The organism is Fuscovulum sp., from assembly GCA_035192965.1.
Taxonomy (GTDB): Bacteria; Pseudomonadota; Alphaproteobacteria; order Rhodobacterales; family Rhodobacteraceae; genus Paragemmobacter.
This window is the reverse complement of record CP136571.1, coordinates 3,936,639-3,959,703: the sequence shown is the minus strand read 5'-3', so window position 1 is coordinate 3,959,703 and position 23,065 is coordinate 3,936,639. Positions and strand designations below refer to the sequence as shown.

The 23,065-nt window shown below is 61.6% G+C and carries 30 protein-coding genes; 28 read left to right on the top strand and 2 right to left on the bottom strand.

Features of this window, described 5'->3' with window-relative positions; all coding sequences use genetic code 11:
* Positions 1-68 precede the first annotated feature (68 nt).
* Together RSE12_19480 and RSE12_19475 are read right to left on the bottom strand one after the other, a co-directional pair.
* On the bottom strand, positions 69-1,556 hold the full coding sequence (locus RSE12_19480; GenBank protein WRH62514.1) for a hypothetical protein: 1,488 nt from the start codon (positions 1,554-1,556) through the stop codon (positions 69-71).
* Positions 1,557-1,756: 200 nt separating this feature from the next.
* Entirely contained in the window at positions 1,757-2,242 is a 486-nt protein-coding gene (locus RSE12_19475) for a DUF4375 domain-containing protein (protein ID WRH62513.1), read from the bottom strand.
* Between the two features lie 220 nt (positions 2,243-2,462).
* On the opposite strand from RSE12_19475, the gene rpmC reads away from it, so the two are divergent.
* The 28 genes from rpmC (at position 2,463) to RSE12_19335 (ending at position 23,062) form a co-directional block, all read left to right on the top strand.
* On the top strand, positions 2,463-2,663 hold the full coding sequence (gene rpmC, locus RSE12_19470; protein ID WRH62512.1) for a 50S ribosomal protein L29: 201 nt from the start codon (positions 2,463-2,465) through the stop codon (positions 2,661-2,663).
* Positions 2,664-2,675: 12 nt separating this feature from the next.
* Complete coding sequence (gene rpsQ, locus RSE12_19465; GenBank protein WRH62511.1) at positions 2,676-2,909, top strand: 30S ribosomal protein S17; 234 nt, start codon at positions 2,676-2,678, stop codon at positions 2,907-2,909.
* Between the two features lie 79 nt (positions 2,910-2,988).
* Complete coding sequence (rplN, locus tag RSE12_19460; GenBank protein ID WRH62510.1) at positions 2,989-3,357, top strand: 50S ribosomal protein L14; 369 nt, start codon at positions 2,989-2,991, stop codon at positions 3,355-3,357.
* A complete protein-coding gene (rplX, locus tag RSE12_19455; GenBank protein ID WRH62509.1) occupies positions 3,357-3,662 on the top strand; it encodes a 50S ribosomal protein L24 in 306 nt (101 codons plus the stop codon). Before rplN ends, rplX begins: the two co-directional genes overlap by 1 nt.
* Complete coding sequence (gene rplE, locus RSE12_19450) at positions 3,662-4,222, top strand: 50S ribosomal protein L5 (GenBank protein WRH62508.1); 561 nt, start codon at positions 3,662-3,664, stop codon at positions 4,220-4,222. The genes rplX and rplE overlap by 1 nt, the downstream gene beginning before the upstream one ends.
* 17 nt (positions 4,223-4,239) lie before the next feature.
* Positions 4,240-4,545, top strand: a complete 306-nt coding sequence (gene rpsN, locus RSE12_19445) for a 30S ribosomal protein S14 (GenBank protein WRH62507.1) — start codon at positions 4,240-4,242, stop codon at positions 4,543-4,545.
* 13 nt (positions 4,546-4,558) lie between these two features.
* Complete coding sequence (rpsH, locus tag RSE12_19440; protein ID WRH62506.1) at positions 4,559-4,957, top strand: 30S ribosomal protein S8; 399 nt, start codon at positions 4,559-4,561, stop codon at positions 4,955-4,957.
* Positions 4,958-4,967: 10 nt separating this feature from the next.
* The gene (gene rplF, locus RSE12_19435) at positions 4,968-5,501 is read left to right on the top strand and encodes a 50S ribosomal protein L6 (GenBank protein ID WRH62505.1); all 534 of its coding nucleotides are present in this window, start codon (positions 4,968-4,970) and stop codon (positions 5,499-5,501) included.
* 11 nt (positions 5,502-5,512) lie between these two features.
* The gene (rplR, locus tag RSE12_19430; GenBank protein ID WRH62504.1) at positions 5,513-5,872 is read left to right on the top strand and encodes a 50S ribosomal protein L18; all 360 of its coding nucleotides are present in this window, start codon (positions 5,513-5,515) and stop codon (positions 5,870-5,872) included.
* Positions 5,873-5,996: 124 nt separating this feature from the next.
* A complete protein-coding gene (gene rpsE, locus RSE12_19425; protein WRH62503.1) occupies positions 5,997-6,572 on the top strand; it encodes a 30S ribosomal protein S5 in 576 nt (191 codons plus the stop codon).
* 2 nt (positions 6,573-6,574) lie between these two features.
* The gene (gene rpmD, locus RSE12_19420; protein WRH62502.1) at positions 6,575-6,769 is read left to right on the top strand and encodes a 50S ribosomal protein L30; all 195 of its coding nucleotides are present in this window, start codon (positions 6,575-6,577) and stop codon (positions 6,767-6,769) included.
* Positions 6,770-6,941: 172 nt separating this feature from the next.
* On the top strand, positions 6,942-7,421 hold the full coding sequence (rplO, locus tag RSE12_19415) for a 50S ribosomal protein L15 (protein WRH62501.1): 480 nt from the start codon (positions 6,942-6,944) through the stop codon (positions 7,419-7,421).
* A 100-nt stretch (positions 7,422-7,521) separates the two neighbouring features.
* Positions 7,522-8,880, top strand: coding sequence for a preprotein translocase subunit SecY (gene secY, locus RSE12_19410; GenBank protein WRH62500.1), 1,359 nt, complete (start codon positions 7,522-7,524; stop codon positions 8,878-8,880).
* Between the two features lie 13 nt (positions 8,881-8,893).
* Positions 8,894-9,544, top strand: a complete 651-nt coding sequence (locus tag RSE12_19405) for an adenylate kinase (GenBank protein ID WRH62499.1) — start codon at positions 8,894-8,896, stop codon at positions 9,542-9,544.
* A 188-nt stretch (positions 9,545-9,732) separates the two neighbouring features.
* Positions 9,733-10,101, top strand: a complete 369-nt coding sequence (gene rpsM / locus RSE12_19400) for a 30S ribosomal protein S13 (GenBank protein WRH62498.1) — start codon at positions 9,733-9,735, stop codon at positions 10,099-10,101.
* Positions 10,102-10,113: 12 nt separating this feature from the next.
* A complete protein-coding gene (gene rpsK / locus RSE12_19395) occupies positions 10,114-10,512 on the top strand; it encodes a 30S ribosomal protein S11 (protein ID WRH62497.1) in 399 nt (132 codons plus the stop codon).
* Positions 10,513-10,628: 116 nt separating this feature from the next.
* Positions 10,629-11,645: a DNA-directed RNA polymerase subunit alpha gene (locus tag RSE12_19390; GenBank protein WRH62496.1), complete on the top strand. Its 1,017-nt coding sequence runs from the start codon at positions 10,629-10,631 to the stop codon at positions 11,643-11,645.
* Between the two features lie 135 nt (positions 11,646-11,780).
* A complete protein-coding gene (gene rplQ, locus RSE12_19385) occupies positions 11,781-12,200 on the top strand; it encodes a 50S ribosomal protein L17 (GenBank protein WRH62495.1) in 420 nt (139 codons plus the stop codon).
* A gap of 218 nt (positions 12,201-12,418) precedes the next feature.
* On the top strand, positions 12,419-13,030 hold the full coding sequence (locus RSE12_19380; GenBank protein WRH62494.1) for an autoinducer binding domain-containing protein: 612 nt from the start codon (positions 12,419-12,421) through the stop codon (positions 13,028-13,030).
* A gap of 49 nt (positions 13,031-13,079) precedes the next feature.
* A complete protein-coding gene (locus RSE12_19375) occupies positions 13,080-13,667 on the top strand; it encodes an acyl-homoserine-lactone synthase (GenBank protein WRH62493.1) in 588 nt (195 codons plus the stop codon).
* An 86-nt stretch (positions 13,668-13,753) separates the two neighbouring features.
* The gene (locus RSE12_19370; protein ID WRH62492.1) at positions 13,754-15,136 is read left to right on the top strand and encodes a Do family serine endopeptidase; all 1,383 of its coding nucleotides are present in this window, start codon (positions 13,754-13,756) and stop codon (positions 15,134-15,136) included.
* A 37-nt stretch (positions 15,137-15,173) separates the two neighbouring features.
* Positions 15,174-16,487, top strand: coding sequence for a replication-associated recombination protein A (locus tag RSE12_19365; protein WRH62491.1), 1,314 nt, complete (start codon positions 15,174-15,176; stop codon positions 16,485-16,487).
* A 321-nt stretch (positions 16,488-16,808) separates the two neighbouring features.
* Complete coding sequence (gene crcB, locus RSE12_19360; GenBank protein ID WRH62490.1) at positions 16,809-17,183, top strand: fluoride efflux transporter CrcB; 375 nt, start codon at positions 16,809-16,811, stop codon at positions 17,181-17,183.
* On the top strand, positions 17,180-18,226 hold the full coding sequence (locus tag RSE12_19355) for an RluA family pseudouridine synthase (protein ID WRH62489.1): 1,047 nt from the start codon (positions 17,180-17,182) through the stop codon (positions 18,224-18,226). Before crcB ends, RSE12_19355 begins: the two co-directional genes overlap by 4 nt.
* Entirely contained in the window at positions 18,223-18,930 is a 708-nt protein-coding gene (locus RSE12_19350; protein ID WRH62488.1) for an ATP12 family protein, read from the top strand. The genes RSE12_19355 and RSE12_19350 overlap by 4 nt, the downstream gene beginning before the upstream one ends.
* A 249-nt stretch (positions 18,931-19,179) precedes the next feature.
* Complete coding sequence (locus RSE12_19345; GenBank protein ID WRH62487.1) at positions 19,180-20,199, top strand: amino acid ABC transporter substrate-binding protein; 1,020 nt, start codon at positions 19,180-19,182, stop codon at positions 20,197-20,199.
* Positions 20,200-20,337: 138 nt separating this feature from the next.
* Complete coding sequence (locus RSE12_19340) at positions 20,338-21,615, top strand: ABC transporter permease subunit (protein WRH62486.1); 1,278 nt, start codon at positions 20,338-20,340, stop codon at positions 21,613-21,615.
* Position 21,616: 1 nt separating this feature from the next.
* On the top strand, positions 21,617-23,062 hold the full coding sequence (locus RSE12_19335; GenBank protein ID WRH62485.1) for an amino acid ABC transporter permease: 1,446 nt from the start codon (positions 21,617-21,619) through the stop codon (positions 23,060-23,062).
* Positions 23,063-23,065: the final 3 nt, after the last annotated feature.

The window sequence follows — 23,065 nt, the reverse complement described above, 5'->3', positions numbered from 1 at the left end:
CGGAACAGGCCCCCACTGGCAACGGTGGGGGCCTTTTCGTTTGGCGTGAAGGGTGGTGCCGCCCAATGTCAGGCGGCGGTCTTTACCTGGATCGGGCCGTCGTCGGCCAGCACGAGGCCGGACGTGGCCATAAGTTTGATCGTGCCGGTCCATTCTTGCATGACGCCGTTTTCATCCGGCCGTTGGAACGTCAGGACAAGGTCGGTAGATCCGTCCTGCGGGTTTTCCACCAAGGACGCGCCCTTGAAGTAGGGGGCATCTTCGGGGCGGATGTTGATGATCAGGTCGTCCTCGGCCTGTGAGAAGTCATCGATGACAAGCATTGTGTCGGTGCTGAAATCTGCGCCGGAGGTGACATCCTTAACATCAAGGGTGAAGGTGTCTGCGCCGGCACCACCGGAAACCGTATCGACACGCTGAGCGAATGGGTCGTTCAGGGCGATGCCGATGTTAAGGTTGTCGTCGCCGTCACCACCATTGATGGTTGAGGTTTCTTGGGTGTTGCTGGTGCTGTCGATGTTCAGCACATCATTCCCGGCGCCGCCGAGGACGTTCATATTTGCGCTTTCGCCAACGTTGAGCGTGTCATTGCCAGCCCCGCCGTCCAGAACGGAATCCGCGCCCGTCTCGATGTCAAAGCGGTCATCCCCCCCACCACCAAGGAAGCTGCCACCTGCGATTCCGGTGATCGTGTCATTCCCCGCGCCGCCTGTGACAGAGGAGAGGCCGCCCGGTGCGATGTCATAACGGCGGCCCTGATCATCCGGGATCGCCGGGGCTGGGGGAAGGTTCACGCCGAGCGATTCAAGGTTTGCCCCGGTGATCCCTTCCATGCGGATGGTGGAATAGCGTTCGACGACTTCGCCGTTCTGGTTTGTCACCGAGTGATACAGCCTGAGGTCGGTGAAGCCGTTTTCGGAATTTTCGATCAACTCGGCCCGTGAGAAGTTATCCGCTTTGATGTTCAGACGGTCTTCGCCGGGTTTGAAATCCTTCAACGTGACAAAGTCCGCCTGTCTTTGGTCTGCATCCGGCCATGCGTTGAAGGTCAGATCAAAGGTGTCTGCCCCCCTGCCACCCCCAAGAACGGCCCCGGCGGCGTTGGGAATATCTGGAAAGGCAACGGAAAGGGTATCGTTTCCATTGCCGCCATAGGCAGCCTGACCGTCAAAGGCCGAGGCGGAGAAGGAGATCAGATCGTTTCCGGCATCCCCGTGCAGCACATAGTTGTCACCTGCGCTGGTAAGCGTTTCATTCCCATCGCCGCCAAAAATTCTGGCGCCATAGCCATCCTCGAAATCGAACCTGTCATCGCCGCCGCCAGCAAGGACGTCGCCTTCGGCGATGCCGACAAAGGTGTCGTTGCCAGAGCCGCCGGCGGGGTTTCTGACGCCGCTTTTCAGTTCGATGCGGCGACCTTCGTCGTTGTCATCGGGCGGATCGTCGCCGTCGTCATCGTTCTGATTTCCACCGCCGGAAGGACTGTCCGGGCTCTCAGATCCACCAAGCAGCGAGGCGGCGCCAAGCCCGAGGAGGGCCAGCAAAAGGAATTCCATGACATCACCATTTACCAAACAACCTTGGGAGGAGTTTGTGCAGGCACACGCTTTCTGTCAACAGGCCCGGCGGCCCCAATGGATAGGGCTGCTGTGGGGGCTGCCCTTGCCCTTATGGCACGGCCCCGCGAAGGGGTGCGTCAAAGGGCAGTGTCATGTGCGGTGGGTTGATCCGAACATGGGGGCGCGGCTTGCGTTGGCTATCGCTGGATAAGGGTGCTTGCATAGCGGTCGGCAAGGGGCACGAATTTGGGAAGTTTGCGAAAGAACTTTTCGGTATCGGCCAGATCGTAGAACGCGCTGTCGAGATCGAGGAAATCCAGCCGTGCCTCTGGCGGGCCAACGCGGGCCTGCCGGGTGTCACGGTCGAACGGGTAGGGGGCGGCGACACGATCCATCGCCTGTGAGATGATGTCGGCGACATCGGGCATGCCGATCGCGGCAAATCCTTCGCGTGCCTCGGGGGCTGTTACCCCGGTCGAGTTGAAGAAGTACTGCCAGAAGCCGCCATTGTGCACCTCAAGATGCAGCCAGTGCAGGCAGAACAGATGCACCGCGCCGGGGGGAACACCCTGTATGGACTGAAGCCAGACATCCCGGCCATCATAGAACTTGATCAGCCTGTCGTAATGGGCGGCATAGGCGGCGGGATAGGCGCGCGGGGCATTGAACAGCCTGTGAAGCATGGCCTATTTTCCTTGTGGAAAGTTGCGCAACACCGGCATAGCAAGCGGGGCGGGCTGCATCAACTTCCCCCTTGCCCCGTAACCCCTTCCTCCCTATACGGGCGCATCCACGGCTCCGGGGCGACTCGGAATCGGTGGTTTGTCATTGATCCACCAGGTTCAAGGTTACCCTGAGACGATTGCAGGGGTCTTCTGGTGATTGAGAAAAGGAAGACGCGGCATGACCGCCACGGAACTGAAGACCAAGACGCCTGACCAGCTGCGCGACAGCCTGGTTGCGCTGAAGAAGGAAGCGTTCAACCTGCGCTTCCAGCAGGCCACCGGCCAGCTTGAGAACACCGCCCGCATGAACGCCATCCGCAAGGACGTGGCGCGCATCAAGACGGTGCTGACGCAAAAAGCCGCTGAAGCCGCGAAATAAGAGGATCACGACATGCCCAAACGCATCCTGCAAGGTGTTGTGACCTCGGACAAGAACGCCCAGACGATCACCGTTCTGGTCGAGCGCCGCTTCAAGCACCCGCTGCTGCAAAAGACAGTCCGCAAGTCCAAGAAGTACCGGGCCCACGACGAACACAACAAGTTCAAGGTTGGCGACGCTGTCCGCATCGAGGAATGTGCGCCGATTTCGAAAACGAAACGCTGGACGGTGGTTGTCGAGGCGTAAGCCGCAACCTCCGTTCTGCTCGAACGAAACCCTGGGACCGTTACGATCATGACGGTTCCCAAAGGTCGGGAGTAAACCAATGATCCAGATGCAGACCAATCTGGATGTAGCTGACAACTCTGGCGCTCGCCGGGTTCAGTGCATCAAGGTTCTTGGCGGTTCGCACCGCCGTTATGCTTCGGTCGGCGACATCATCGTGGTGTCGGTGAAGGAAGCTATTCCGAAAGGCCGTGTGAAGAAGGGGGATGTCCGCAAGGCAGTCGTCGTTCGCACCGCCAAGGAAGTCCGCCGTGAAGACGGTACGTCGATCCGCTTTGACCGTAACGCCGCCGTCATCCTGAACAACCAGGGCGAACCGGTCGGCACCCGTATCTTCGGGCCGGTCGTGCGCGAGCTGCGTGCGAAGAACTTCATGAAGATCATCTCGCTGGCTCCGGAGGTGCTCTGATGGCTGCGAAACTCAAGAAGGGTGACACGGTCATCGTGCTCACCGGCAAGGACAAGGGCAAGAAGGGCGAGATTTCCGCCGTCATGCCCAAGGACAACAAGGCCGTCGTCGATGGCGTGAACGTCGCGATCCGCCACACCAAGCAGTCGGCTTCTTCTCAGGGCGGCCGTCTGGCCAAGGCGCTGCCGGTCGATCTGTCGAACCTGGCGATTGTTGACAAGAACGGCAAACCCACCCGCGTCGGCTTCCGCATGGAAGGCGACAAGAAGGTGCGTTACGCCAAGTCCACCGGGGAGGCGATCTGATGCTTGACCAAGCCACCTATACCCCGCGGGCCAAGGCGGACTATGCCACGCGCATCCGCCCCGCGATGAAGGAAGAGTTCTCCTACAAGAACGACATGCAGATCCCCAAGCTCGAGAAGATCGTGCTGAACATGGGCGTCGGCGAAGCGGTCAAGGACACCAAGAAGGTGAAGCAGGCCGCTGAAGAACTGTCGCAGATTGCAGGTCAGAAAGCCGTCATCACCTATGCAAAGAAGTCGATCGCCGGCTTCCGCGTGCGGGAAGAGATGCCGCTGGGCTGCAAGGTCACGCTGCGCGGCGACCGGATGTACGAATTCCTGGATCGTCTGATCACGATTGCCCTGCCGCGCGTCCGCGACTTCCGCGGCGTGAAGGGCACGTCCTTTGACGGCCGTGGCAACTATGCCATGGGCCTGAAGGAACACATCGTGTTCCCGGAAATCAACTTCGACAAGGTCGACGAAGTTCTGGGAATGGACATCATCATCTGCACCAACGCGAAGACCGACGCAGAAGCCAAGGCGCTGTTGAAGCATTTCAACATGCCCTTCACGTCGTAACCGCGAGGAACCTAGATATGGCAAAAAAATCCATGGTGAACCGCGAAGTGAAGCGCGCCAAGCTTGTGAAGCAGCATGCTTCGAAGCGCGCGGCACTCAAGGCGGTGATCAACGACCAGTCCAAGCCGGTGGAAGAGCGCTTCAAGGCGACTCTGAAACTTGCCGAACTGCCCCGCAACTCGTCCGCCACCCGGCTGCACAACCGCTGCCAGCTGACGGGCCGTCCCCATGCTTATTATCGTAAGCTGAAACTCTCGCGCATCATGCTGCGGGAACTGGCGTCTTTCGGCCAGATCCCCGGCATGGTGAAGTCGAGCTGGTAAGGGAGGAAGACAGATGTCGATGAACGATCCTCTCGGCGATATGCTGACCCGTATCCGCAACGCGCAACAGCGCGGCAAATCCACCGTCGCGACGCCGGCTTCGAAGCTGCGCGCCTGGGTGCTGGATGTGCTGGAAACGGAAGGCTACATCCGCGGCTACGAGAAAAAGACGACCGAGAATGGCCAGGGTGAACTGGTGATCTCGCTCAAGTACTTTGAAGGCACCCCGGTGATCCGCGAGCTTAAGCGCGTGTCCAAGCCGGGCCGCCGCGTCTATATGGGTGTCAAGGACATCCCGTCGGTGCGGAACGGTCTGGGTGTTTCCATCGTCTCCACGCCGAAAGGCGTCATGTCCGATGCAGCAGCACGGTCCGCCAATGTTGGCGGCGAAGTGCTCTGCACCGTGTTCTGAGGAGGGTGGTATGTCTCGTATTGGAAAGAAGCCGGTCGAAATGCCCAAGGGCGTGTCGGCCTCGATCAGCGGTCAGACCATCGAAGTGAAGGGGCCGAAAGGCACCCGCAGCTTCACCGCTGGCGACGACGTGACGCTGACTGTCGACGGAACCACCATCAAGGTGACCCCGCGCGGCATGTCCAAGCGCGCACGTCAGCAGTGGGGCATGACCCGCTCCATGGTGTCCAACCTTGTGGTTGGTGTGACCGATGGGTTCAAGAAAGACCTGGAAATCCAGGGTGTGGGTTACCGCGCCGCGATGAACGGGAATATCCTGAAGCTGTCGCTCGGCTATTCGCATGAGGTCAACTTCGAAGTGCCGAAGGGGGTGACTGTCACCTCTCCGAAGCAGACTGAAATCGTTGTGGAAGGTATCGACCAGCAGCTTGTCGGACAAGTTGCGGCGAACATCCGTGAGTGGAAGCGCCCCGAGCCCTATAAGGGCAAGGGCATCCGCTACAAGGATGAGTACATCTTCCGCAAGGAAGGCAAGAAGAAGTAAGGGGCGCAACCATGGCGAACACGAAAAGAGAGCTGTTCCTCAAGCGTCGCATGCGCGTCCGGAACAAGATCAAGGCGATGTCGAACGGGCGTCTGCGCCTTTCGGTGCATCGTTCGAGCAAGAACATCAGCGTCCAGCTGATCGACGACGTGAAGGGGGTCACCGTGGCCGCTGCATCGTCGCTCGAGAAGGATCTGGGGATCGTTGGCAAGAACAACGTCGAGGCTGCGGCCAAGATCGGCGCTGCGATTGCAGAACGTGCGAAAAAGGCCGGCGTGGAAGAATGCTATTTCGACCGCGGCGGTTACATCTTTCACGGCAAGATCAAGGCTTTGGCCGATGCTGCCCGTGAAGGTGGCCTGAAGTTCTAATCAAAAGCGGGTGGCGTGTTCCGGTATGGGCGCGCCACCCCGATGATCCGGGGTTGCCCTTTGGCATCCACCAGGATTGGCCAACAAACGGCGCTTTGCCGCGCCACGAGTGAAGGAATGCCATATGGCAGAACGTGACAACCGCCGGGAAGGCCGTGGCAATGACCGCCGCGACAACCGCCCGGAAGAAACCCCGGAATTCGCCGACCGTCTGGTCGCGATCAACCGCGTGTCCAAAACCGTTAAGGGCGGCAAGCGCTTTGGCTTTGCGGCACTTGTCGTGGTCGGCGACCAGCGTGGTCGCGTCGGCTTTGGCAAGGGCAAAGCCAAGGAAGTGCCGGAAGCGATCCGCAAGGCCACTGAACAGGCCAAGCGTTCGCTGATCCGCGTTCCGCTGAAGGATGCGCGCACGCTGCATCACGATATGGAAGGCCGTCATGGCGCAGGCAAAGTGGTGATGCGGACGGCTGCGGCCGGTACCGGGATCATCGCCGGTGGTCCGATGCGCGCTGTGTTCGAAATGCTGGGGATTCAGGACGTGGTGGCGAAATCCATCGGGTCGCAGAACCCCTACAACATGATCCGCGCCACGATCGACGGTCTGAAGCAGGAAACATCGCCTCGCCAAGTTGCGAATCGTCGCGGCAAGAAGGTGGCCGAGATTCTGCGCAAGCCCGAAGCTGAAGCAGTGGAGGCTTGATCATGGCTGACAAGAAAACCATCGTGGTAAAGCAGGTGGCATCCGCCGCCCGCCGCCCGGCCGTGCAGACCGCGACCCTGAAAGGTCTGGGCTTGAACAAGATGAACCGCACCCGCGAGCTGGAAGATACGCCTTCCGTGCGCGGCATGGTGCGCAAGATCCAGCACCTGGTGCAGATCATCGAAGAACGCGGCTGATCGTGGGGCAGGGGTAACCCTGCCAAACGGTGCCTGACAGGACGCGCGGGGGAAACCTCGCGCGTCTTTGCCATTTTATAGGGGGGCAGCGTGCCGCCCTGAACCAACAAGAAATGCCGCGTTGCCCTTCATCCGTCGCAGGTATGGGCATTCCGGCCAAGGAGTATGCGACATGAAATTGAATGAACTGCGTGACAATGACGGCGCCGCCAAGAAGCAGAAGCGCGTGGCGCGCGGCCCAGGTTCGGGCAAGGGCAAGACCGCAGGGCGCGGGATCAAGGGCCAGAAGTCCCGTTCGGGCGTGGCACTTGGCGGGTATGAAGGCGGCCAGATGCCGCTGTACCGCCGTCTGCCCAAGCGCGGCTTCAACAAGCCGAACCGTCTGGAATTCGCGGTGGTCAACCTGGGCCTGATCGAAAAGTTCATCGGTCTGGGCAAGCTGGATATCAAAGCTGAGATCACCGAAGACGTGCTGGTTGCTGCCGGTCTGACCAAGACCAAGCGCGACGGCATCCGCATCCTGGGCAAGGGTGAGCTGACGTCGAAGGTGAAACTGGTGGTCACGGGCGCGTCTGCCTCGGCCATTGAGGCCATCGAAAAGGCTGGTGGTTCGATCACCGTCAAGGCATCGGCGCCGGCGGCTGCCGAATAACGGTTGTGAGCGGTCGCAGGACCGCTTACATCAGGGCAAGTTTTCCCGCGCCGCCGACCGGAAAACGGTTCGGCGGCGCCTCCATGAAAGAAGTCTGGGCATGGCATCTGCTGCGGAGCAAATGGCGGCGAACCTGAGTTGGTCCGCCCTTGGCAAGGCGACCGACCTTCGCCAACGCATTTTCTTTACCCTCGGGTTGCTGATCGTCTACCGGCTGGGGACCTATATCCCCGTGCCCGGTATCGACGGGACGGCGCTGCGCGAGTTCATGACGGAGGCGAGCCAGGGCATCGGTGGGATGCTGAACCTGTTCACAGGTGGCGCGATCAGCCGTATGGGCATCTTCGCGCTGGGGATCATGCCCTATATCAGCGCGTCGATCATCGTACAGCTGATGGCCGCAATGGTGCCGAAGCTGGAGCAGCTGAAGAAGGAAGGCGAGCAAGGCCGCAAGAAGCTGAACCAGTACACGCGCTATGGCACCGTGGCGCTGGCGATCTTTCAGGCCTGGGGCATCGCTGTTTCGCTGGAAGCGGGCGGTCTGGCCCATGATCCGGGGCTGTTCTTCAAGGCAGCTTGCGTGATCACGCTGGTGGGCGGGACGATGTTCCTGATGTGGCTGGGTGAGCAGATCACCGCGCGGGGCATCGGCAACGGTATTTCGCTGATCATCTTTGTGGGGATCGTGGCGGAAATTCCGGCCGCTTTGGTGCAGTTCTTTGAACAGGGCCGGTCGGGCGCGATTTCGACCCCGGTCATCCTGGGCATCATCGTGATGGTGATCGCGGTCATCGCCTTTGTGGTGTTCATGGAGCGCGCGCTGCGCAAGATCCATATCCAGTATCCGCGCCGTCAGGTGGGGATGAAGATTTTCGACGGCGGGTCATCGCACCTGCCTGTGAAGGTGAACCCGGCGGGCGTGATCCCGGCGATCTTTGCCTCGTCCCTGCTGCTGTTGCCGACGACGATCGGCACCTTCTCGGGGTCGGATACCAACCCGGTGCTGTCCACGCTGATGGCCTATCTGGGCTATGGTCAGCCGCTGCATCTGTTGGCGATGGCAGCGATGATCGTGTTCTTTTCCTACTTCTACACCGCCAATGTGGCGTTCAAGGTGGAAGATGTGGCGGACAACCTGAAGAACCAGCAAGGGTTCATTCCCGGTATCCGTCCCGGCAAGAAGACCGAAGAGTATCTGGAATACGTGCTGAACCGCATCCTTGTGCTGGGGTCGGCCTATCTGGCGGCGGTCTGTCTGCTGCCTGAGATCCTGATCGCAGAGGTGGGGCTGCCGTTCTATTTCGGGGGTACGTCTGTGCTGATCGTGGTGTCGGTGACGATGGACACGATCAACCAGATTCAATCACATTTGTTGGCGCACCAGTATGAAGGGTTGATCGAAAAATCGAACCTGCGTGGCAAAAAGCGGACGGCGCCCAAGGCGCCGGCGCGGCGCTGATCGCGGGGGGGACATGGTCAACATCATTCTTCTGGGCCCGCCGGGGGCGGGAAAAGGTACGCAGGCCAAGCGGCTGGTGGATGAGCGGGGCATGGTGCAGTTGTCGACAGGCGACATGTTGCGCGAGGCCAAGACCAGCGGCACCGAAATGGGCCGCCGGGTATCCGAGGTGATGGCGCGGGGCGAGTTGGTCACCGATGACATCGTGATCGGGCTGATCGAGGAAAAGATCACCGGCCCGGCGGGCGGAGGGTTCATCTTCGATGGCTTTCCCCGCACGCTGAAACAGGCGGATGCGCTGGGTGATCTGTTGCACCGGTCCGGCCAAGCGCTGGATGCGGTGATCGAGATGCAGGTGGATGACGCCGCGCTCGTGGCGCGGATCACCGGTCGCTATACCTGCGGCAATTGCAGCGCTGTCTATCACGACCAGACCAAGCCCACGTCAGTGGCGGGTGTCTGCGATGCCTGCGGGTCAACCGACCTGCGGCGGCGGGCCGATGACAATGAAGAGTCGCTCAAGCAGCGGCTGATGGAATACTACAAGAAAACGTCGCCGCTGATCGGTTACTATTATGCCAAGGATCAGCTTTCGACGGTGGATGGGCTGGCGGAAATGGACGCAGTTTCTGCGGCCATTGCGGCAGTGCTTGACAAGGCATGAAAATGCCGGTCCCCGGCCTTGACGGGCCGGGGAAAAGCCCATAAAGCACAGCGTCCCGCAAGGGAATCGTCCGGCCATATTGATGCTTGGCTGGTCAGATCGAATCGGTGGCACGGGATCGCCTGCGCCGCCGGAGTTGTGAAAAAAGGTTCTGGCATCACGGAACCGCAACGAAAAGGAACAAACGTTTGGCACGTATTGCTGGCGTCAACATCCCCACCCAGAAGCGGGTGCCGATTGCCCTGACCTACATCACCGGTATCGGTCCCCATAACGCCGAGATCATCTGCACCTCGCTGAACATCGACACCTCGCGTCGCGTGAACCAGCTGTCGGATGCCGAAGTTCTGGCGATCCGCGAATTCATCGATGCAAACTTCACCGTCGAAGGCGACCTGCGTCGCGAAACGTCGATGAACATCAAGCGTCTGATGGATCTGGGCTGCTATCGCGGCCTGCGTCATCGCAAGGGCCTGCCGGTCCGCGGTCAGCGCACCCACACGAACGCACGTACCCGCAAGGGCCCCGCCAAAGCCATCGCTGGCAAGAAGAAATAAGGAGGGGCACCCATGGCACGTGATACCAAGAGCGCCGCGCGCACCAAGAAAAAAGAACGCAAGAACATTGCTGCTGGCGTGGCACATGTGAACTCGTCGTTCAACAACACCAAGATTCTGATTTCCGACGTTCAGGGCAACGCGATTTCGTGGTCCTCGGCCGGCACGATGGGTTTCAAAGGCTCGCGCAAGTCGACGCCTTATGCTGCCCAGATGGCCGCCGAAGACGCCGGGAAAAAGGCGCAGGAACATGGCGTGAAAACGCTGGAAGTCGAAGTGCAGGGTCCGGGTTCGGGCCGCGAGTCGGCGCTGCGTGCGCTGGCAGCTGTGGGTTTCAACATCACCTCGATCCGTGATGTCACCCCGCTGGCGCATAACGGCTGCCGTCCGCCGAAGCGCCGCCGCGTCTGACACTGTTTGATATGGGCGGGCCGTGCCTTCTGGTGCGGCCCGTTTCAGCTATTTCTGATCCTCGGGCGTCCGCCGCTAACTGGACATGGGCAGCGGGCAAGTATGGAGGCGAAAGCATGATCCACAAGAACTGGCAAGAACTCATCAAACCGACGCAACTGGTGGTCAAGCCCGGGGCTGACCCCGCGCGCGTGGCGACGGTGATCGCCGAACCGCTGGAGCGGGGCTTTGGCCTGACGCTGGGCAACGCGCTGCGTCGCGTGCTGATGTCGTCGCTGCAGGGCGGGGCCATCACCTCGGTGCAGATCGACAACGTTCTGCATGAGTTTTCCAGCGTGGCCGGTGTGCGTGAAGACGTCACCGACATCGTGCTGAACCTGAAGGGCGTGAGCCTGAAGATGGAAGTCGAAGGGCCGAAGCGCCTGTCGATTTCGGCCAAGGGTCCGGGCGTTGTGACCGCTGGCGATATCTCGGAATCCAACGGGATCGAGGTTCTGAACAAGGACCACGTGATCTGCCATCTGGATGACGGCGCGGATGTGTTCATGGAACTGACGGTGAATACCGGCAAGGGCTATGTCGCGGCCGACAAAAACCGCCCGGAAGATGCGCCGATCGGTCTGATCCCGATCGATGCGATCTATTCGCCGGTCAAGAAGGTTTCCTACGAAGTGCAGCCCACCCGTGAGGGCCAGGTGCTGGACTATGACAAGCTGACGATGAAGATTGAAACCGATGGCAGCCTGACGCCGGATGACGCCGTGGCCTATGCCGCGCGCATCCTGCAGGACCAGCTGTCGATCTTCGTCAACTTCGACGAGCCGGAATCGGCCAAGCTGGGCGAAGTGGATGCAGGGCTGGAATTCAACCCGCTGCTGCTGAAGAAGGTGGACGAGCTGGAGCTTTCGGTGCGTTCGGCCAACTGCCTGAAGAACGACAACATCGTCTATATCGGCGACCTGATCCAGAAAACCGAAGCCGAGATGCTGCGCACCCCGAACTTTGGCCGCAAGTCGCTGAACGAGATCAAAGAAGTGCTTTCGGGCATGGGCCTGCATCTTGGGATGGAAGTCGAGGACTGGCCGCCGGAGAACATCGAAGATCTGGCCAAGCGCTTCGAAGACCAATTCTAATTCGGGGGGCGGGGGAAACCCCGCCTTTCGGACAATGCCCGCGCAGGCGGGGAATACCTGGGCATTCCGCCCCAACGACGCGGCCTGCACGCACAGGCCGCAACACAAAGCAAAACGAGACGATAGGAGACCATCATGCGTCACTCGAACGGCTACCGTAAGCTGAACCGCACCCATGAACACCGCAAGGCGATGTTCGCCAACATGTGTGGTTCGCTGATCGAACATGAACAGATCAAGACGACCCTGCCCAAGGCCAAGGAACTGCGCCCGATCATCGAAAAGCTGATCACGCTGGCCAAGCGCGGCGACCTGCATGCGCGCCGTCAGGCCCATGCTCAGCTGAAGCAGGACATGCACACCGCGCGCCTGTTCGAAATTCTGGGCCCGCGCTACAAGGACCGTCAGGGCGGTTATGTCCGCGTGCTGAAGGCCGGCTTCCGCTATGGCGACATGGCCCCGATGGCGATCATCGAGTTTGTCGACCGCGACACCTCGGCCAAGGGTGCAGCAGACCGCGCCCGCGTCGAGGCCGAGGATTCTGCCGAGGATTGATATCCAAGGCTTTGCCCTTTTGATGAAAAGCCCGCCGAAAGGTGGGCTTTTCCATTTGCGGCGGGGTTTTTCGGGACGGTAAGGGATTACCGCCTTGGCCCCGGCAACGCGGAAAGCTATCGAGGAAACGCAACTCGCAGATGTTTCTTCTTGTGCGAATGCGCATAATGAGCGTAGCAATCATAGGTTGAAAGGGGGCGTGCTCGCGCAGAGCCGACATGTCGGAAAGAAAGGTTGTTAATCAGTTGCTGGAAGACCTCGATCAGCTTGCCCCGATGGGCTATTCGGTCGGGCTGCACATTCGCTATGCAAGTCCTCTGGTTTATAAAAGCACCTATCCGGCGGATTGGACTGAGTTTTACAACAGCCATTCCTACTATCTGCGGGATCCGCTTGTCTTCTGGGGCGTGGGTGTCGAAGGCACCACACGCTGGAGCAGCATCCCCCTGCCTGATCCCTTCAGCGTCATGGCGAAGGCCGCATCGCATGGTCTGAAATTCGGTGCAGTGTCATCCTATGGACCCATCACCTCGCGCTCGATCGTCGGCGTTGCCCGGTCTGATCGGGAATTCGAGGATGAAGAACTGGAACTGCTGAGGGAAATCACGATCCGGCTGCACATCGAAGCGAAACCGCCAAGCGAGCTGACGCGGGCGCAGATCGAGGCGCTTCAATGTCTGGCCGATGGGGATCGCCATGCGGCAGCGGCGGAAAAACTCGGTATTTCGGAAAGTGCCCTGAAGGCGCGGCTTGTATCCGCGCGAATCCGGCTTGAGGCGCGGACCACGTCAGAAGCGATCAGAAAGGCGCGCGAATACAGGCTGCTTTGACGCGGGCCATCCCTTCACAGGTTTCACCAGCCCTGAGAAGGAGACTACGATGGAAGTTACGACCCTTTCCTATGACAATCTGCATGCCCATGGCACGCTGTTTGCCGATCTGTTCCGCGCCCGCCACCGCACCTTTATCCGCAACAATGGTTGGAACCTGCCCGAGGCGGACGGGATGGAGTTCGACCAGTATGACACCCCCGCCAGCCGTTGGGTTGCGGTGCATATCCGGGGCGAGGTGATGGCTGGGGTGCGGCTGACACCGACGGTGCATCGCTGCGGGATCTATTCCTACATGATCCGGGATGCGCAGCGGGGTTTGCTGGAGACGATCCCGAGCGACCTTTTGAACTTTGAGGCTCCGGTTGATCCGCGGATCTGGGAATCGAGCCGGGTATTCGTGTCGGACCTTGTGCCAGCGGCGGATCGGCTGCGGGTGCAGATGCGGCTGATCCATGAAATGGTGATGTCGGCCCGCGAGTTGGGGGCGGCGTCGCTGTTGGGGATCATTCCGGAACATGCGCCGCGTCTGGCGCGGCGGGTGGGGCTGGATTGCATCCCCGCCGGGCCGGTGCTGGATACAGGTGGGATGCGCAGTGTCTGCGTGACGATCAGCATGCAGACACGGATGCATTGAGTGGTGGATTGCTGATGGTCTGCGCGGTGCTTGTGCGCCGCGCAGACCGGGCGCATATCGGGGATAGCCTCGTGAGGGAGTGACCCATGATCCGCAACCTTTGCCTTGTGATCGCGCTTGTCTGTGCGGTGCCCGCCTATGCCCAGACGGTTGTTCCGGAAACGCAGGGCCAGATCGCCCTGTCCTTTGCCCCGGTCGTCAAGGCGGCGGCCCCTGCGGTGGTGAACATTTACGCGACCCGGATCGTGCAGGAACGCCGATCCCCTTTTGCCGATGACCCGTTCTTCAACCAGTTCTTCGAGGCGCTGGGGCCAACCCAGCCCCGGGTGCAGAATTCGCTGGGGTCGGGGGTGATAGTCAGCGCGGGCGGGATTGTGGTGTCGAACTATCACGTCGTGGGGCAGGCGACCGAGATTCGCGTCGTGCTGAATGACCGGCGCGAGTTCGCGGCGGATGTGATTCTGGGCGATGAAGCAAGCGATCTGGCCGTTCTGCGCCTGCGCGATGCAGAGGGATTGCCCTTCTTGCCCCTGCGCAATTCGGATGAATTGGAAGTGGGCGATCTGGTGCTGGCCATCGGCAACCCGTTCGGGGTGGGGCAGACGGTATCATCGGGGATCGTGTCCGGTCTGGCACGGTCGGCGTTGCAGGTGGCGGATGGACGCGGGTATTTCATTCAGACCGATGCCGCGATCAACCCCGGCAATTCCGGCGGGGCGTTGGTGGATATGCAGGGGCGGCTGGTGGGGATCAACACCGCGATCCTAACGCAGGGTGGCGGATCGAACGGGATCGGTTTCGCGATTCCGGCCAATCTGGTGCAAAGCATCGTTGCACAGGCCGATGCAGGGGCCGCGCGTTTTGCCCGGCCCTGGGCTGGGGTGACGGGGCAGGCGATGGATGCGGCACTGGCCGAGGGGCTGGGTCTGGCGCGGCCGGATGGGGTGCTGGTGTCAGAGCTGCATCCGCAAAGCCCCTTTGCAGCAGCGGGGTTGCAGGTTGGAGATGTGATCCTGTCGCTGGGCGGTGAGCCGACCAACACGCCGCAAGAGGTCATGTTCCGTCTGTCGGCGCTGGGGGTGGGAGCGGATGCCGAATTGGTCTGGCTGCGCGACGGGGCAGAGCAGCGCGCGATGATGCGGCTGGCCCCCGCGCCCGACGATCCGCCGCGTGACCAGACGACGGTGGTGGAGGATGTGTCGCTGCGTGGGCTGACGGTGGTGCAGATCAACCCGGCGGTGATGGAGGAGTTGAACCTGCCCATGCAAGCCGAGGGCGTGGCGGTGGTGCAGGCCGAAGACCTTGCCGAACGGGCGGGGTTTCAGCCGGGGGATGTGGTTCTTGGGATCAACGGGGTGCCGGTGACAACGCCTGCGGATGTGGTCGCGCTGGCGGGGATGGACGCGCGGGTCTGGGTGATCGACCTGATCCGCGGCGGGCAGCCGCTGCGGTTGCGGTTCCGCTTCTGAGCTTTCAAGCAGGCGGTTGCGGGGGTAGGCTGGGCGCATGGGTGATCTGTTTGATACCGCACCAAAGCCGAATGCAGAGGGTCCGCGCCCGCTGGCCGACAGGCTGCGACCAAAGCATCTGTCTGAGGTGATCGGCCAAGGGCATGTGCTTTCGCCTGAGGGGCCTTTGGGGGCGATGCTGGCGGCGAAGAGCCTGTCGTCGATCATCCTTTGGGGGCCGCCGGGGGTGGGCAAGACCACGATCGCGCGGCTGTTGGCGGATGAGACGGAACTCGCCTTTGTGCAGATCAGCGCGATCTTTACCGGGGTGCCGGACCTGAAAAAGGTGTTCGAGCAGGCCCGCATCCGGCGGCAGAACGGGCAGGGGACGTTGCTGTTCGTGGATGAAATCCACCGTTTCAACAAGGCGCAGCAGGATGGATTTCTGCCGCATATGGAGGATGGAACGATCCTTCTGGTCGGGGCCACGACGGAAAATCCAAGCTTCGAGTTGAACGCCGCGCTGCTGAGCCGGTCGCAAGTGATTGTATTGGAACGCCTTTCTCTGGCCGATCTGGAGCGGATGGCGCAGCGGGCAGAGAAGGAATTGGGTCGTAACCTGCCGCTGACGGGTGAGGCGCGTGAGGCGCTTTTGGAGATGGCGGATGGGGATGGGCGGGCGCTGTTGAACCTGGTTGAGCAGGTGGCGGCGTGGAAGGTGGACCGGGCGATGGACCGGGCGGCGCTGGCGCAGCGACTGATGCGGCGGGCGGCGAAGTACGACAAGTCGGGGGAAGAGCATTACAACCTGATCTCGGCCCTGCACAAATCCATTCGGGGGTCGGACCCGGATGCCGCGTTGTATTGGTTCGCGCGGATGCTGGAAGGGGGGGAAGACCCCCGCTTTCTGGCGCGGCGGCTGGTCAGGATGGCGGTGGAGGATATTGGTCTGGCAGACCCGCAGGCGCAGGGCATTTGCATCGACAGCTGGCAGACCTATGAGCGGCTGGGGTCGCCCGAGGGCGAGTTGGCCTTGGCAAATGCTGTTGTTTATCTGGCACTTGCGCCGAAATCGAACGGGGTCTACGTGGCCTATAAGGCGGCACGGGTGGCGGCGCGCGAGACCGGCAGCCTGATGCCGCCGCGCCATATCCTGAACGCGCCGACCAAGCTGATGAAAGAGATCGGCTATGGATCGGGCTATGCCTATGACCATGAGGCGGAGGATGGGTTTTCGGGGCAGGATTATTTCCCCGAAGGCATGAAGCGCCCGGTCTTTTATGCGCCGCCCGAACGGGGGTTCGAGCGCGAGTTGAAGAAGCGGGTGGAGTATTTCGCCAAGCTGCGCGGAAAGCGGCAGGGCGAGCGTTAATTCACGCTGTTCCTCAAGGGGTTGGGCGAAAATGGCTGTGCAGCGCCCGGTGCAGATGGTGGTGCAGACGGCTGTGCATACAAATTCCGGCAGGGCAACGGGTGCGATCATGGTTAATGGTGCGCTGGTGTTGAGGCCACCCCTTGCCGATGCCGGTGCCGGGGGGAGGGAAGGGCGCCAAGCCGGCGGCGTTGGTGCCGGGGGCGAGGGCGCAATTGGGTATTTGGGCCAAGATGAAATGGCAGGGCGGGCTTGGGTTCAGACGGCTTTGGCGGGCCTGTCGAGGTTGACATTCTGGCCCCTTGGCGCAATGCAGAACGGATGATCACGACCCTTCTTCATGTGGCCGCAGGTGGGGCCATCGGCGCGGTCCTGCGCTATCTGACCAATGTCAGCGCGGGCCGCCTTTTCGGCCCCGGTTTCCCGGTGGGGACGGTGATCGTGAACGTCGCGGGCTGTTTTGCGATGGGTGTGATCGTCACGGTTCTGGCGAAGAAGGGGGGCAATCATCTGGCGCCCTTTCTGATGACCGGGGTGCTGGGCGGGTTCACCACCTTTTCGGCCTTTTCGCTGGATGCCCTGACCCTGTGGGAGCGGGGGCAGCATGGGGTGGCAGCCATCTATGTGCTTGGTTCGGTTATCCTGTCGCTGGCAGGGATCGTGGCGGGCCTGACCCTTGCACGGAGCCTGACATGAACGCTGTACAGACCTTGACCGTATCAGAGGATGAGGGCGAACAGCGCCTTGACCGCTGGTTCAAGCGGCGGTTCCCGCATGTGACCCAAGGTGCGGTGGAAAAGATGTGCCGCACGGGGCAGGTCCGGGTGGATGGGGCGCGGGCCAAGGCATCAGACCGGGTGATCCCCGGCCAATCCATCCGCGTGCCGCCGCTGCCCGATCCGAATGCACCGGGGCGGGCAAAGACCGACGGGATCAGCGCGGCGGATGCCAAGATGATTCAGGACTGCGTGTTGTGGATGGACGACCACATGATCGTGCTGAACAAGCCCGCCGGTCTGCCCAGCCAGGGTGGCAGCGGGCAGGGCGAGCGGCATGTGGACGGGTTGGCCGAGGCGTTGAAGTTCGGCTACAAGGAAAAGCCCAAGCTGGTGCATCGGCTGGACAAGGACACATCGGGTTTGCTGATGCTGGCGCGCACCGACCGGGTGGCGCGCAACCTTTCCGAGGCGCTGCGCCACCGCAACACGCGCAAGATTTACTGGGCGGTGGTGGCGGGCGTGCCGAACCCCAAGAAGGGCAGCATCAAATACGGGCTGATGAAGGCCCCCGGCCATGGCAAGCGCGGCGAGGGGGAAAAGATGCTGTGTGTGCATCCCGCCAAGATGGCCGAGTTCCCCGATGCCAAGCGGGCGCATACGGATTACTTCGTGCTGTGGTTCCTTGGCACCCGCCTGTCGTGGATGGCCTTGGAGCCGGTGACGGGGCGGACGCATCAGTTGCGCGCGCATATGGCCGAGATCGGGCATCCGATCATCGGGGATGGCAAATATGGCGGGTCGGATGCCGATAACGAAGGCGATGGCTGGGGCGCGGCGGTGGGCGGCGACATCAGCCGCAAGCTGCATCTGCATGCGCGGATGCTGGTGGTGGAGCATCCGGTGTTGAAGACCGAGATGACATTCACCGCCCCCTTGCCCGACCATATGGCGCGGACGTGGAAGGCGCTGGACTGGAATGAAAAGGACGTGCCGGCCGATCCCTTTACGGTGTTCAAATGAGCGCATGGAAGGCCAAGCGGTTCTGGACCAAGGCCGAGGCTGAACCTTGCGAGGGCGGCTTTACCGTGCGGCTGGATGGCCGCCCGGTGAAGACGCCGGCCAAGGCGGCGCTTGTGGTTCCGACACAGGCCATGGCGCAGGCGATTGCGGCAGAATGGGATGCGCAGAGCGGCGAGGTGAAGCCCGCCACGATGCCGGTGACGCGGGCGGCCAACTCCGCCATCGACAAGATCACCGCGCAGCGCGACGAGGTGGTGGAGATCATCGCGGCCTATGGCCAGTCTGATCTGCTGTGCTACCGCGCGGTGGCGCCTGCGGCCTTGATCGCACGGCAGGCGGCGGGGTGGGACCCGGTGCTGGACTGGGCCGAGGCGGCATTGGGCGCGCGGCTGGTGGTGACGGCGGGGGTGGTCCATGTGGCGCAACCGTCTGACGCGCTGGCGCGGCTGACGGCGCGGGTGGCGGGGATGACAGAGTTCCAGCTGGCGGGGCTGCATGACCTGGTGGCGATCTCGGGATCGCTGGTGCTGGCGCTGGCGGTGACGGAGGGGCGGTTGGGCGATGACGAGGCCTGGGCGCTGTCGCGGATCGACGAAAGTTGGCAGATTGAGCAGTGGGGGGCCGATGAAGAGGCCGCCGAGTTGGAGGCCTTTCGCCGTGTCGCTTTCGGCGAGGCGAGTCGATTCTATGCATTGTGTGGATGACAATGATGCCTGTTTTTCGTGCAAAAGCCGCGCGGCACGTACCTGTTCAGTGGCAAATCATTGATCGTGCAGGGAATTTCGTTTCTTGGCGGGTAGTGCTTGACCTTTCAAACCGCTTCGGAAGAAACTGTTAAACACTGGGAGAGGCTCACCTCCTATTGGTTCCGCCCTTGGGGCGCGAAGGTGCGCCACAGGGGACAAGATAACCGCTGCCCGGGAAATGGGCGGCATACTCAGGAAGAGGTAAGAATGAACAAATCCGTATTCCTCGGCGTCGTCGCGGCAACCACGATGGTTGCAGGCGTGGCGTCGGCACAAGCGACGCTGGAAGCGGTCAAGGCACGTGGCGAGCTGATCTGCGGCTCGAACACCGGTCTGACCGGGTTCGGTGCGCCGGATGCGAGCGGCAACTGGGTCGGCTTTGACGTCGATCTGTGCCGCGCCGTGGCTGCCGCGATCTTTGGCGATGCGACCAAGGTGAAGTTCGTCCCCACCACGGGCGAAACCCGCTTTACGGCGCTGCAATCGGGCGAAGTGGACCTGCTGGTCCGCAACTCCACCTGGACCATGAGCCGTGACAGCGAGCTCGCGCTCGATTTCGTGGCGGTGAACTACTATGACGGCCAGGGCTTCATGGTGAAGAAAGAGCTGGGCGTGTCTTCGGCCAAGGAGCTGGATGGCGCGACGGTTTGCATCCAGACCGGCACCACGACCGAACTGAACCTTGCCGACTTCTTCAAGCAGAACAACATCAGCTATCAGCCGGTGACCGTGGCCGACGATTCGGAAGCCCAGCGCCAGTATGTCGCCGGTGCCTGTGACACCTATACGACGGATGCTTCGGGTCTGGCTGCAAGCCGCGCGACGCTGCCGGATGCGGAAAACCACATCATCCTGCCGGAGATCATCTCAAAAGAGCCGCTCGGCCCGGTCGTGCGTCATGGCGACAGCAACTGGGGCGACATCGTCCGCTGGACCTATTACGCGCTGCTGATCGCCGAAGAGAAAGGCATCACCAAAGCCAACGTCGGCGAGTTCGCGAACACCACCGCGGATGAAGAAGCCAAGCGTCTGCTGGGCGTGTCCGGTGACATGGGCGTGAAGATCGGGCTGGACAATGCCGCGTTCAAGAACGCGATCGCAGCGGTCGGCAACTATGGCGAAATCTTTGCCGCCAACATCGGCGAAGGCACCGCGATCAACCTGGCGCGCGGTCTGAACGCGCTGTGGACGCAGGGCGGCCTGCAGTACGCACCGCCGTTCCGTTGATCTGATACTGACCGGGGGCGCCCTTGCGGGCGCCCCCGGCCCAATTCGGGCCTGACGACGGCAACCGAAGGAACACCCGGAATACCGGGGTTCACGTCAAGACGCGCGCGGCGGGCGTGCGAACACAGGGGAAATCACATGGCTGTGGCCAGCGACGTGCCGAAAGAGTCCTTTCGGCTCTCAATGCTCATCTATGATACGCGGTATCGGTCGATCACCATTCAGCTCTTTGTGCTGCTGCTGTTTGCGCTGTTTCTGGCCTGGCTTTTGAACAATACGGCCGTGAACCTGGCGACGCGGGGCAAGGAGTTCAACTTCGGCTTCCTGTGGCAGCGGGCCGGCTATGACATCGGGCAGCAACTGATCCCCTATACCAATGACAGCACGCATTTCCGGGCGCTGTTGGTGGGTTTGATCAACACGCTGGTCGTGGCGATTCTGGGCTGCGTGCTGGCGACCGTGATCGGCGTGGTTGTCGGTGTTTTGCGGTTGTCGAAGAACTGGCTCGTGAGCCGGTTGATGACGGTCTACGTGGAGATGTTCCGCAATGTGCCGCTGCTTCTCTGGATCCTGCTGTCTTATGTGATCCTGTCGGAAACGACGCCGCAGCCGCGGGATTTCCGGGTGACGGATGAGATGACAGCAGCGGGAGAGGCCCCGGCGGCATCCATGATGCTGTGGGATACGGTGGCGGTGACGAACCGTGGCACCAACATCCCATCGCCGCTGTTTGATCGCGGGCTGGGCAGCGCGGATATCGGGTTCATGACGCTGAACCTGACGACGCTGGCCTATCTTGTGGTGATCTTTGGGTCGATCTGGGTGAACCACCGTATCCTTTCCGCCGCGCGCGCGCAGCAGGAGGCGACGGGGGATCGGCCGGTCACGTGGTGGAAATCGGTGCTGGTGCTGCTTGGCCCTGTGATTGCGCTGAGCGTTGCGCTGGGCCTGCATCTGGAAGTGCCGGAGTTGAAGGGGTTCAACTTTGCCGGTGGCATTCTGGTGGCCCATTCCTTTACCGCGCTGGTGATCGCGCTGGCGCTGTATACGGCGGCGTTCATTGCGGAAATCGTGCGGTCGGGGATTCTGGCCATTTCGCGCGGGCAATCGGAGGCGGCGTTCGCGCTGGGCCTGCGGCCGGGGCGGACGATGAACCTGATCATCCTGCCGCAGGCGCTGCGGGTGATCATTCCGCCGCTGATCAGCCAGTATCTGAACCTGACGAAGAACACCTCGCTGGGGATCGCCGTGTCCTATCTGGACCTGCGCGGCACGCTGGGGGGGATCACGCTGAACCAGACCGGGCGCGAGCTGGAATGCATGCTGCTGATGATGCTGATCTATCTGACCATCAGTCTGATCATTTCGGCGCTGATGAACCTGTATAACACCTCTGTCCAGATCAAGGCGCGCTGACATGGCATCAGAATTGAGTTTTGTGCGGGATCAGATGCTGCCGCCTTCGGCACCGCCGGTGCGTGAAGCGGGGGCGGTGAAGTGGCTGCGCGAGAACCTGTTTTCCGGCCCGTTCAATACGGGGCTGACAATCCTGGGGATCGTGGTGATCTATATGATCATCTCGGCATCGCTGCCGTGGTGGCTGAATTCGGTGTGGAACGCCGCGTCGCTGGCGGAATGCCGTGACATCGTGACGGCGAGCGCCGGGGAAGGCGCGACCGGGGCCTGTTGGGCCATGATCCGCGAGCGGTGGCATCAGTTCATCTTTGGCTTCTACCCGCCGGATCAGTACTGGCGGCCCGTGCTGGCCTTTGGTCTGCTGGTGGCGGCGTTGTCGCCGGTGCTGTTTGCCGGGCAGAAGAAGAACCTGTCGATCATCCTTGGCGTTGTCGGGGTGTTCCTCGTGGTGACGCTGGGGCTGGCCGGTGCACCGGTGGGCGCATGGATCGCCGCGCTGGCGCTGGTGGGCGGGATGCTGGCGATTGCGCAGGTGCAGCCGAGCAAGCTGTTGTGGTTCACCGCGCTGTTTCCGGCTTTGTGCTTCTGGCTGCTGTGGGGCGGGTCGGTCTGGGTGCCCATCGTGGCGCTGCTGGGCTTTGTCGTGATGGGCGTGGCCTATATGGCGCTGGTGGCGCGGCTGGGGCCGACGGCATCGGCGCTGATTGGGGTGTTCCTTGCGCTGCTGTGGTGGATGTTCATTGACGTGCCGCTGACGCAGGCCATCAACGGCATGGTGCCCTGGGGATTGGTGTCCGTGAATTCGGACCAGTTCGGGGGCTTTTTGCTGGCGATCACCATCGGGGTGACAGCGATCACCTTCTCGCTTCCCATCGGGATCCTTTTGGCGCTGGGGCGGCAATCGGACATGCTGATCGTGAAGACGCTGTGCGTTGGGTTCATCGAATTCATCCGGGGCGTGCCACTGATCACGCTGCTGTTCACGGCGTCGCTGCTGCTGCAATACTTCCTGCCGCCGAACACCAACTTTGACATTATCCTGAGGGTGATCATTCTGGTGACGCTGTTCGCCGCGGCCTATCTGGCCGAGGTGATCCGTGGCGGTCTGGCCGCGCTGCCCAGCGGGCAGTATGAGGCGGCGGATGCGCTGGGGCTGGATTACTGGCGCGCGCAGCGCCTGATCATCCTGCCGCAGGCGTTGAAAATCTCGATCCCGTCTATCGTTTCCACATTCATCGGTCTGTTCAAGGACACAACGCTGGTGGCGTTCGTGGGCCTGATGGACCCGCTGAAGGGGGTGACGCAAATCGTTCGTGCCGACATCAACTGGAAGGGCATCTACTGGGAGCCCTACATCTTTGTCGGCGCCATCTTCTTTGTCATCTGCTTTGGCATGTCGCGCTATTCGATGCATCTCGAGCGCAAGCTGAAGACCGATCACCGTTAAGGA